9 protein-coding genes are annotated in these 11,217 nt (G+C 39.9%); 2 read left to right on the forward strand and 7 right to left on the reverse strand.

What is annotated here, in order from left to right; genetic code table 11:
* Positions 1 to 927: nucleotidyltransferase family protein (locus tag RTK36_RS09985; RefSeq protein ID WP_312046706.1), on the forward strand; the 927-nt coding region annotated here is incomplete at its 5' end.
* A 195-nt stretch (positions 928 to 1,122) separates the two neighbouring features.
* Complete coding sequence (locus tag RTK36_RS09990) at positions 1,123 to 2,226, forward strand: nucleoside recognition domain-containing protein (RefSeq protein ID WP_312046708.1); 1,104 nt, start codon at positions 1,123 to 1,125, stop codon at positions 2,224 to 2,226.
* 2 nt (positions 2,227 to 2,228) lie between these two features.
* On the opposite strand, the gene RTK36_RS09995 is transcribed toward RTK36_RS09990, so the two are convergent.
* The 7 genes from RTK36_RS09995 to RTK36_RS10025 form a co-directional block, all read right to left on the reverse strand.
* The gene (locus RTK36_RS09995) at positions 2,229 to 2,732 is read right to left on the reverse strand and encodes an ATPase (RefSeq protein ID WP_312046711.1); all 504 of its coding nucleotides are present in this window, start codon (positions 2,730 to 2,732) and stop codon (positions 2,229 to 2,231) included.
* A gap of 9 nt (positions 2,733 to 2,741) precedes the next feature.
* Entirely contained in the window at positions 2,742 to 3,221 is a 480-nt protein-coding gene (coaD, locus tag RTK36_RS10000) for a pantetheine-phosphate adenylyltransferase (protein WP_312046713.1), read from the reverse strand.
* On the reverse strand, positions 3,218 to 3,778 hold the full coding sequence (gene rsmD, locus RTK36_RS10005; RefSeq protein ID WP_312046715.1) for a 16S rRNA (guanine(966)-N(2))-methyltransferase RsmD: 561 nt from the start codon (positions 3,776 to 3,778) through the stop codon (positions 3,218 to 3,220). The genes coaD and rsmD overlap by 4 nt, the downstream gene beginning before the upstream one ends.
* Before the next feature lie 349 nt (positions 3,779 to 4,127).
* The gene (gene pyk, locus RTK36_RS10010) at positions 4,128 to 5,897 is read right to left on the reverse strand and encodes a pyruvate kinase (RefSeq protein ID WP_312046718.1); all 1,770 of its coding nucleotides are present in this window, start codon (positions 5,895 to 5,897) and stop codon (positions 4,128 to 4,130) included.
* Positions 5,898 to 6,113: 216 nt separating this feature from the next.
* On the reverse strand, positions 6,114 to 7,094 hold the full coding sequence (locus RTK36_RS10015; RefSeq protein ID WP_312046720.1) for an ATP-dependent 6-phosphofructokinase: 981 nt from the start codon (positions 7,092 to 7,094) through the stop codon (positions 6,114 to 6,116).
* Positions 7,095 to 7,117: 23 nt separating this feature from the next.
* A complete protein-coding gene (gene mtrB / locus RTK36_RS10020; RefSeq protein WP_312046722.1) occupies positions 7,118 to 7,360 on the reverse strand; it encodes a trp RNA-binding attenuation protein MtrB in 243 nt (80 codons plus the stop codon).
* A 10-nt stretch (positions 7,361 to 7,370) separates the two neighbouring features.
* Positions 7,371 to 10,850 (reverse strand): DNA polymerase III subunit alpha, encoded by a 3,480-nt coding sequence (locus RTK36_RS10025; protein WP_312046724.1) that lies wholly within the window; start codon positions 10,848 to 10,850, stop codon positions 7,371 to 7,373.
* Positions 10,851 to 11,217: the final 367 nt, after the last annotated feature.

Below are 11,217 nucleotides of genomic sequence, written 5' to 3' on the forward strand. Positions count from 1 at the left end.
TTTGGTTCAGAAAGCGGAAACCTGCCTGCTCTTCAGGAAGCGGCAAAATTAATGACAAACGAGACTGATGAATATCGTTCTCTCCTAAAAGCCCACCTAGATAATGGTCTGTCCTACCCTAGTGCCCGTGCAAAAGCTATGGAGACTATTTCAAATATCAATAGTGAGATTTTAAGCCAGCCAAATCATATTTTAGCATTGGAATATTTAAAAGCTCTGGAGCGCTACCAATGCAACATGACCCCATTGGCTATCAAACGCGAGGGGGCCGCTTATCATAGCACTACACTTGAAAGTAAATTTTCTTCTGCCTCTGCAATACGAAACGGAATTCTAGAAGAACAGCTAACAGAGTCATTATCTCATGTTCCGGAAAACTGCTCTCCTCTATACAGCAAAGCGCTTTCCCTAGGAACGGCTCCTATCCTCTGGAAAAACTATGCAGGCTCATTAAACTATAAACTAAGAACAATGTCCGTTGATGATTTACGCCAAATTTTTGAAGTAACGGAAGGCTTGGAAAACAGAATTCTCAGAGCAATTGATACTGCCTACGAGATTGAGGATATTATTGAATTTATTAAGTCGAAGCGTTATACACGAACAAAAATTCAGCGAATCCTTCTTCATATTTTATTAGATATCAAAGGCGCAGAGGTTGCCTATTTTATGAAAAAGCCTTATATGCCATATATTCGAGTACTTGGGTTTCGCAAAGAAAGTGCAGAGCTTTTAGGTGATCTTACAATGAATGCAAAATGCCCTGTTCTGACTAATTTGAAAAAGGCTCCTGAAATTCTGAACGAAGACGGCCTGCACCTGCTAGCGCTGGAAAAAACCGCTACTGATTTATATTCAATGGCTTCACCTACCCCATTATATCGTGGTGCCAATCAAGATTTTACTATGCCTATGGCTATCCTGTAACAAAATTGTACACAAGCTTGATATACTATTAAAATGGTTAATGCATTCATAATCATTAATTATCAAAGGAGAACTTTTGAACTTAAGTCACCCAGCTTCTTAATCCCATCCACTAGTTTACTTGTAACTTGCCCTCATAGAACAACGTTTTGAGGCATAAATTGTAACAATACATAATGGAAGAAGCATTAAAAAATGAGAAAAAACTCCTTCGTTATCCTTTGTACTTGCTTTTTGATTTTTGCCTTACTGCGCTATCCTCAGGCTATGCTGGCAGCGAGTACAAAGGGTGTCATGCTATGGTTTAATCAAGTCTTGCCCTCCCTATTCCCTTTTATGGTGGCCTGTGGACTGTTGTTGCGGATGGGTGCAGCAGAGACAGTAGGGGAATGGTTAAGACCACTGATGAGGCCTATTTTTGGCCTACCGGGAATAGCTGCATTCCCCTTTTTTCTTGGAATATTTTCTGGTTACCCTATGGGAGCAAAAATTACTGCCACATTGTATACAGAAAAAAAAATATCACTTTCACAGGCGGAGCATATTTTGTCCTTTTCTAATAATCCCGGCCCATTGTTTCTGGTCGGAACAGTAGGTGCCGCTTTTTTTCAAGCGCCCTATTGGGGATACTTCTTCTTGCTATGCTGTTTTTTAGGAGCAGTTGCAACGGGAATATTGTTTCGTTTGTTTTATCCACAAAATGCCAGGGATGATTTTGTTCCTTATTGCAAAAAAAGTCCATCTTCAATCAGCCAATGTCTCCCGCAAACCATTGCCGATTCCATGGATACTGTCACACAAATCGGTGGCTATATCATTCTATTTGCCGTTTATGTGGAGGCTTTTCAACAAACAGGGCTACTGCATCTCATTGCAAAAGTCTTTTCGTTCTTACCTTTCTCTGTAGACTTTTTCTCAGGAATATTCGGTGGTTTGTTAGAAATGACCAACGGAGCATTTCTCTTAAGTAGTGCCCCAGACCCATTGATTTTTAGACTCACCGCTACCTGTATGTTAATGGCACTGGGAGGTCTTTCTATTTTATTTCAGACTATGGGAATTTTAAGAAATGTGCCCATAAAAAAAAGCCGCTATCTTGCGGCTAAAATTTGTAATAGCATATTCAGCGGTCTATTTTTCTATATTATATTTCCATTCATTGAAAATTGCGTACAAAAAACAGTTCCTACCTTTGCTATGATGGCAGAAACTGAATTTTTCTTTCCTGTTTCATATATAAAATGCAGTCTTTTGTTTCTTTTCTTCGCATTTGTATACGCTCTACGACAAAAACAATAGGATTATTTGCCTAAGCGCAGCTCCTGAATATTCTCAGCTAAAACGTTCAGCGTTTGGGCAAAATAATCATCTGTTTTTATACTTTCACTGTAAACAACGGTTTTTAATTCTTTCAGCTTACCCTCTGCATCAGCCAAAACGCCCTCTGCATATTCCATGGCTCCCAATCGCATTTCCTTCGAGGTTTTCTTGGCAGAATCAATAATGGCAGCAGCCTGCTCATAAGCCTTTTTCGTCACCTCATTATCATCAACCATTCTAACCATGCGGTCTTCCGCATTTTTCAATAGTTCATCAGCTTCCCTTTGTGCATCTATCAAAATCTTATTTCTTTCCTCAATGACCCATTTTGATTGCTTTAATTCATTGGGAAGCTTCATGCGGATTTCGCTGATAATATCATAAATTTCGTCTTTATCAACAGATACCTTGTTGCTAAAAGGCACCCCCTTGCTACTATCTAAAATTTCTTCCAATTCGTCTAATAATTGCAAAACAGAATCCATAGCATTCCCTCACTTCTTATATTTTTCTAAAATAAAAGGCTTAATTTGCTGAGGAACCATAAAGTCAATATTCCCACCAAAAACTGCAACTTCTTTAACATTGGTGGAACTTAAGCATAGATGATCCTCATCCGCCGCTAAGAAAACGGTTTCCATATCCTTCCCAAGTTTACGATTGATTAAATACATCTGATACTCCACCGCAAAATCCATGGTATTACGAAGCCCTCTTACTGCGGCTGTTGCGCCAACCTCCTTGGCGAAGTCAGCTAAAAGCCCACGAAAAGAGGCAACCTCAATATTCTCCATTTCAGAAAGAACCAATTCCAATTGTTCTTTTCTCTCTTCTACTGTAAATAAAGAGCATTTATTGGGATTTTCCAATACTGCTACAACCAAACTATCAAACAGCTTTGCCGCTCGCCTGATAATATCCATATGTCCTAATGTGATAGGATCAAAGCTTCCTGCATAAATAGCTTTTCTCATAAATTTTCTTCCTCCAGGCACAGAAACGTCATAACTGTAGTTCTGTACTCTTTTTCGCGCAAAACCCGAAGCCCGGGTATCGGTACAAGGGGGACTTGTGCCGCGCGTTCAACAATTATATAACCATCTTTTTTTAGCAACCCGCCGCTAACTATTTCTGTGAGTGCAGGCTCTGTAAGCCCGGCTGCATAAGGCGGATCCAAAAAAATAATATCAAACATAGCCTCTTCCTTTGAAAGCTGAGCCAAAGCCTGAAGCACTTCCAAGCCCAATACGCGCCCTAGCTTGTCCAATCCGGTATGCAATAAATTTTCTCGAATAATCTGTTGGCACTGTGGATTATTCTCAACAAAGACTGCCTTTGATGCACCTCGGCTTAATGCCTCAATACCAATGGCTCCACTGCCGGAAAACAAGTCCAAAAAATTCACCTCAGGCAAATCAAAGGCAATTATATTAAATAAAGTTTCCTTTATCCTGTCTGTGGTGGGTCTTGTGGATAAACCTTCAATTGTTTGTAGTTTTCGTCCTTTTGCCAACCCGGAGATTACTCTCATATCATACCACCCACTACTTTCCCTTTCGTTACATCATTCTTACTATATCAAAAATCTTTATAAAACACAATAAAAAACTCTTTCATTTTCTTTAACTATAGGGGTTTTACCTTAATATCCGGTATCTATTTAAAAAACATACCCGTTTATTGATTGTATCAAATATAGATGAAGAAAGCTAAGAAAATAATTTTCCAATCCATCTATTTCATCAATGTCACCTTTCATTCAAACTAAGCACACCGAGTATTTTTTCTTTTACATTAAATAGTTATCAATCTTATCTTTGCTTTCCTGATTTTTCATAAAAAAAGGTCATACCATTCGGTACGACCTTCTATTATAATTATCAATCTTTTTGTTTATCTCCAGGCAATCCTGCATATACAAAGCCTGTTGCAGCGTCTACTGAAATCAAAGCATCACAAGGAATAAAATCAGTAACCTTTGCATTACAAATAATTACTGGAATATTTAGTGCTCTTCCTGCAATCTCAGCGTGGCAATTGTCACTATGATCCATAGGTCCAACAATAATGGCTGATGCCTTTTGAATATATGGCATAAAATCATTGTCCGTAGATGTTGCAACTAAAATATCACCCTTTTGAAAGTTGCGCTCTATATCTTCCCGAACTTTGATGACTCTAGCCCTCCCGCTGGCCTTTTTTTTGCCAACGCCAATTCCTTTACATAGCACATCTCCAACAATATCCACCCGCAGGGTGTTGGTGGCTCCACTTACACCCAACGGCATACCAAGTGCCATAACAACGGTATCACCGTTTTTCACCAGTCCGCTGTCCTGAATAAGATTCATACCGGTGTCAAAAACTCTACCCTGTGGAAGCTTATCTTTATGCAGCATTGGCTTGCAACCCCAAACCAGGTTAAGCTGACGCCAAACTCTTTCAGACATGGTAGCTGCAACAATAGGACAAACAGGTCTATGTTTGGATATCATTCTAGCTGTAAAGCCCGATTGCGTAATGGTACATATGCACGCAGTGTTTAATTCTGCGGCAGTGCTGCAAGCGGCAAAGCTAATGGCATTGGTGATATTCGTAGTTACACCATCTGGTTGTCTGGTTAATAACTTACTATAGTTAATGCTGCTTTCTGTTTTTTCAGCAATACGAGCCATGGTTGCAACCGCTTCAAGGGGATAATTTCCCGCTGCGGTTTCCCCTGAAAGCATAATGGAATCACTGCCGTCAAAAATTGCATTGGCAACATCATTTGCCTCCGCTCGAGTAGGTCTCGGGCTATTCACCATGCTCTCCAGCATTTGTGTTGCTGTGATAACCGGCTTGCTGCGCTGGTTGGCCTTGGCAATCAACTGCTTTTGAACCAAGGGTACTTCTTCAGGATGAATTTCCACACCCAAGTCACCTCTTGCAACCATAATACCATCAGAAACCTCTAAAATTTCATCAATATTGTCCACGCCTTCTTGGTTTTCAATCTTTGCTATAATATGGATACCGTCGCCGCCATTTTTCTCCAACACTCTTCTGATTCTTGTTACATCGCCAGCAGAGCGGATAAAGGATGCTGCTACTATATCAAATCCATTTTTAATACCAAATTTTAAGTCTTCAATGTCCTTATCAGTTAAAGCAGGTAAATTCACTTTTATTCCAGGTAGATTAACGCCTTTTTTGGAACCAACCTTGCCACCGTTAATAACCGTGCATTGTACCTCAGGGCCTACGATGCGATCAACCTTAAGCTCAATCAAGCCATCATCAATCAGAATACGAGAACCAATCTGAACATCTTTTGGTAAATTTAAATAAGTTACAGATACCTTTTCCTTGGTTCCTTCTATGTCCTCCGTGGTTAGCGTAAATTTGTCTCCCTGCTCCAGAATAATTTTACCCTCGGCAAAGGTTTTAATTCTGATTTCAGGGCCTTTTGTGTCCAGTATCAAGGGAATGGGAACGCCCAATTCCTCTCTGGCCTGTTTAAGTTTTTTAATCATTTCCCCATGAGATTCGTAAGTTCCATGGGAAAAATTCACACGAGCGGCGTCCAACCCATTTTGAATTAAACTTTTCATAATCTCAACACCATCCGTTGCCGGCCCCAGTGTGCATACAATTTTTGTCCTGCGCATTGCAGTACCTCCTCTTTCTTTACAATTAATAATATAAAACAATTAAAATCCTTAGACAAAAGAAACCTTAGTCTGCAATTCCCTTTGCAGTGGTCTCTATCCTTATTGGACATTTCTTAAATTTCCATTCCCGAAGAAAAATACCCTACGGCTAATTGTTCCAAGTTCTCTTGAAACCGGTAAAATAAAAAAATCCAATAATAAGCAGAATTTTAATTATATAGCAAGAATTTTAATTACGTTGTAGATATCCTTGTCTAAAGTTTTATCCATCCCCAATGATTCTTCAAGACCAATGACTTCATATTGCCCCTTATTAAAGCAAATTACTTGATTCTCTTTCCCTTCCAAAATGGTTTTTACGGCATGATAACCCATCATGGACGCATGCATACGGTCAATTGCAGTGGGACTTCCGCCTCTTTGCAAATGTCCTAATATAGTTGCTCTGGTTTGAATACCCGTGATTTCCTGAATATCATTTGCCAGTTTCTGCGTACCACCAACACCTTCTGCAACCACAATTAAATTGTGCCGCTTGCCAATGCTTCTGTTTTCCAAAATTTGTTGAATCACCTTCTGGCTGTCGATAACACCCTTTGCTTCAGGAAACATAACATCTTCGGCACCGCCAACCATACCACACCATACAGCGATATAGCCGGCATCACGCCCCATAACTTCAACCACTGAACAGCGCTCGTGGGAACTGGATGTATCTCTCAACTTATTTAAAGCATCCATACCAGTATTCACAGCAGTGTCAAAACCTATGGAATACTCCGTGCTATTCATATCTAAATCGATGGTTGCAGGAATGCCAATGCAGTTTACGCCAAGCTTTGCCAGCTCTGCCATGCCTCTGTAAGAGCCATCCCCGCCTATAACCACCAGTGCATCTAAACCTAAAATTTTGTATATTGCTGCGGCTTTGTTCAGCCCTTCTTGTGTCATCATTTCGGGGCAACGTGCCGTATGCAAAATAGTACCGCCTAAGTTCATCACATTGGAGACATCTTTGCTGTACATCTCCTTGATTTCACCATTTAAGAGTCCGTTATAGCCTTTGCGGATGCCAATTACCTGAATTTCATGAAAGAGTGCTGTTCTTACAACTGCACGGATCGCAGCATTCATACCGGGAGCATCCCCCCCGCTGGTTAATACACCAATTTTGCGAATCTTTTTCTGCTCCATCTTAAATTCCTCCAATCCCAAATTTATTCCTTCTCAAAATTTTCTGACTGAATCATCCCAAATTGGGTATAAATTTCCGCCTCACCTCTTATTTTAATAGCAGATGTATTCCTGGTAAATTGGGCAATCAGAACCTCGCCCTTGTCGAGTTTTTCCGTATGATGAATTTTGGTGACCTCGCCACGGGTTACTCCAATAATACTTACACCTTTTTCTAAGGCTTTTACGCATATATATGGCGTATTCTCCATGTCTTTTTCATTCATACCCAGCCTCCTAACCTTCTTTCATCACCACGTTACCCTCACCCAGTAAAAGTCTTAACTCTTCCTGTAATTCTAATGAACCATCTACCCAATTTTTTTTATCCGCTTTTCTTTTTTCCTTTGTACTTTCTTGATAAATATAAACAGGAATGTCTCCACGATAACGCCCTAAAATCGCCGTTATCTGCTGTAAAGGTAACTCTCTATCTTTCTCAATTTTAAGCCATACCGCGGCAGGTAGAGTCTCCTCTAAATGTAAAATCTGCATTTTAGATGCAATTACCTTTGCCTCTCCATCTGCCGATACATTTGAGCGTCCTTTTACTAGTATTACCGCTTCTTCTAACAATAGATCAGCATATTGCTGATATACCTTTGGAAATACAACAATCTCCATTGTTCCTTGGAAATCTTCAAGTGTCAGAAAAGCCATTTTATCATTGTTTCTTGTATATTTCACCGAAACCCCTGCAATCATACCGCCAACAATAACCTTCGTTTCATCTGGAATTTGTTGACGCTCCTCGTCTTCTTCCCGCGGCATAAAATCTATACTGCTATGGCTTATTTTTCTTCTTAAACTATTCTCATATTCTGCCAATGGATGTCCGCTTACATAAATACCCAAAACTTCTTTTTCCATTGCAAGCTTATCTCTGGATAAAAACTCAGCCACATTGGGCAGATCATCTTGTAGCTGATAGCTCTCTTCACCCATATCCAGCTCAAACAAATTTAATTGTCCTTCAATATTATTCTTTCTAGCCTGACCAATTCCATCCAAAATACTTTTGTAAATCGCCATATATTGACTTCTGGCACCGCCTAAGGAATCCATTGCACCAGCTTTAATCAGGCTTTCAAAACAACGTTTATTGATTTCACCCGTTTCCATTCGATTGCAAAACTCAGTCATTGACTGAAATAAGCCATCCCTGTCACGCTCGCCAACCAAGGCATTAACAACACCACGTCCAACATTTTTAATAGCTGCAAGTCCAAATCTTATTTTTCCATCAGAAACAGAAAAATGACCATAACCCTCATTAATATCAGGAGGCAGCAAAGCGATACCCATTTTTTTGCATTCTTCAATATATGTTGAAACCTTGCCTGCGTTATCCATAACACTGGTCATTAAAGCCGCCATAAATTCCACCGGATAATGTGTCTTTAACCATGCTGTTTGATATCCAACAACAGCATAGCAAGCCGCATGGCTTTTGTTAAAGGCATACTTGGCAAAATCTGTCATTTCATCAAATATTTTTTCTGCTGCTTCAGCTGGTATCCCGTTTTTCACACATCCCGGAACCTCATCACCAACACCATAAACGAAATTTTTTCTCTCTTCCGCCATTACCGATGCTTTTTTCTTACTCATGGCACGACGTACCAAATCGCTTCGCCCAAGGCTGTAACCCGCCAAGTCCCGCACAATCTGCATAACCTGCTCTTGGTAAACAATACAACCATAGGTATTTTCTAAAATAGGTTCTAAGCTTTTATGGGTATATTGAATATTCTCAGGATTATTTTTGCCCTTAACATATTTAGGAATAAAATCCATAGGGCCGGGACGATATAAGGAAATTCCCGCAATCAAATCCTCCAGCCGCTTGGGTTGAAGTTCTCGCATAAACTGCTTCATCCCCGCACTTTCCAGCTGGAAAACACCCTCCGTTTTCCCCTGACTGATAAGCTGATAGACCGATTCATCGTCATCTGGGATATTATCAATATCAATCTTAATCCCATGGATACGTTCCACTTCCTGCACAGCGTTTTGAATCACCGTAAGGGTTCTAAGCCCCAGGAAATCCATCTTTAGAATCCCAAGCTCCTCCAAAAGGGTCATGGTGTACTGGGTATTTACCTGTCCTTCATTTGCACTCAAGGGCACGTACTCCACAACCGGTTTTTTACAAATAACAACCCCCGCCGCATGGGTGGAGGAATGCCTTGGCAGGCCTTCTAAGCGTAAGGAGGTGTCAATCAAACGATGGGTGTCTTCCTCTGTTTCATATGCCTTCTGTAGGTCAGGATTCATGGTTAACGCTTTTTTTATAGTAATTCCAAGCTCCGTTGGTATCATTTTAGAAATACGGTCAACATCTGCATAAGGCATGGCTAAAGCACGACCTACATCCTTTATTGCCGCTCTAGCCGCCATAGTACCAAAGGTAATAATCTGGGCAACATGATCCTCTCCATATTTGCGGATTACGTAGTCTATGACCTCTTGTCGCCGCTCATAACAAAAATCAATATCTATATCCGGCATACTGACACGTTCTGGATTCAAAAATCGTTCAAAAATTAAATCATACTTCAACGGGTCAATGGTAGTAATGGATAAACAATAAGAAACCATGCTTCCTGCCGCCGAACCTCTCCCTGGCCCAACAATGATTCCGTTGTCCTTGGCATATTTAATAAAATCCCAAACAATCAGGAAATAATCCACATATCCCATATTTTCTATGGTAGAAAGCTCGTATTCCAACCTTTCTTTCCACTCCGCTTTTCCCTCTGGATATTTTTCTTGAAAACCAGCCTGACAAACTTCTCTCAAGTATTGGTTAGCTGTTTTCGCTTGGGGCACATCAAACTGCGGTAGCTTTAGTTCGTGAAATTGAAAGGAAACATTACATCTTTCTGCAATCTTTGCCGTATTCTCCAGCGCTTGAGGGACATAGGAAAATAGATCATACATCTCTTCAGGGCTTTTTACGTAAAACTGACCGCCTTCATAACGCATGCGATCCTCATCTAAAATTGTTTTTGCCGTTTGAATGCATAGCAAAATATCATGAGGATCCGCATCCTCTTTATATATATAGTGACTGTCATTTGTTGCAATCAGAGGTATGCCTGTTTCCTCACTCATACGAACCAAAGCCATATTCACTTGCTTTTGCTCCCTAATACCGTGGTCTTGTAGCACCAGATAGAAATTGCCCTCACCAAAAATATCTAAATATTCCAATGCGGCTTCCTTTGCCTTTTCATAAGAAACGTTAATGATATTTCTGGCTACCTCCCCCGCTAAACAAGCACTGGAGGCAATAAGACCTTTATGGTGCTTCCTCAAAAGCTCTTTATCAATACGTGGCTTATAATAGAAACCATCTATAAATCCGTAAGAAACTAGTTTTATTAAGTTCTGATAACCCTCGTTATTCTCAGCTAAAAGCACAAGATGATAACTGCCACTGTTTTTTGCATCCTTCATTAGCCGTGACTCCGGCGCTACATAAACCTCACAACCAATAATAGGTTTAATACCAGCCTCTAAAGCTGCCTTGTAAAATTCCACTGCTCCATACATGGCCCCATGATCCGTTATGGCGATGCTGTCCATCCCCAATTCCTTTGACCGCTGTACTAGCTCCTTTATCTTGGCAGAACCGTCTAAAAGGCTATATTCTGTATGAACGTGCAGGTGCACAAAGGGTTTTGTTTCATTCATATTTTCTTTCAACTCCATTTTGCACCTCCCGTAATGCAATTTTTGCAAATTATGTTATATTATATCATATTTCCTTACGATAAAAAAGAGAAAATAAAAATTTGTCCCAACTGGATGAAATACGTCCCATGAATATATGATAAGGAATCACCATTTAAGTGCCTTATTTATAATGCCTTTTCAATGCTATTATGTTAATATTTATTCTTTGCCACATATGTAATAAAAATAAGTATTCATTTTATGTAAAATTGTCTTAGCTAAACCAGAATTTTTAGAAAAACCCCATCTTCTACGCAATTGCTTATACTTGCAGTTTTTTAATACATTTTTTAAATGAGAATCCACTCATAAATAATCACTGATGAAAAGTCTCACAAAAAAA

It is taken from the genome of Anaerotignum sp. (genome assembly GCF_031981185.1).
Classification (GTDB): Bacteria; Bacillota; Clostridia; order Lachnospirales; family Anaerotignaceae; genus Chakrabartyella.

What these genes read in the sequence shown, in the direction of transcription:
- pyk (WP_312046718.1), bottom strand. Translation starts at nt 5,897, where the DNA reads ATGCGCAGGACAAAAATTGTATGCACACTGGGGCCGGCAACGGATGGT.
- RTK36_RS09990 (WP_312046708.1), top strand. Translation starts at nt 1,123, where the DNA reads ATGAGAAAAAACTCCTTCGTTATCCTTTGTACTTGCTTTTTGATTTTT.
- RTK36_RS09995 (WP_312046711.1), bottom strand. Translation starts at nt 2,732, where the DNA reads ATGGATTCTGTTTTGCAATTATTAGACGAATTGGAAGAAATTTTAGAT.
- RTK36_RS10015 (WP_312046720.1), bottom strand. Translation starts at nt 7,094, where the DNA reads ATGGAGCAGAAAAAGATTCGCAAAATTGGTGTATTAACCAGCGGGGGG.
- mtrB (WP_312046722.1), bottom strand. Translation starts at nt 7,360, where the DNA reads ATGAATGAAAAAGACATGGAGAATACGCCATATATATGCGTAAAAGCC.
- rsmD (WP_312046715.1), bottom strand. Translation starts at nt 3,778, where the DNA reads ATGAGAGTAATCTCCGGGTTGGCAAAAGGACGAAAACTACAAACAATT.
- RTK36_RS10025 (WP_312046724.1), bottom strand. Translation starts at nt 10,850, where the DNA reads ATGGAGTTGAAAGAAAATATGAATGAAACAAAACCCTTTGTGCACCTG.
- coaD (WP_312046713.1), bottom strand. Translation starts at nt 3,221, where the DNA reads ATGAGAAAAGCTATTTATGCAGGAAGCTTTGATCCTATCACATTAGGA.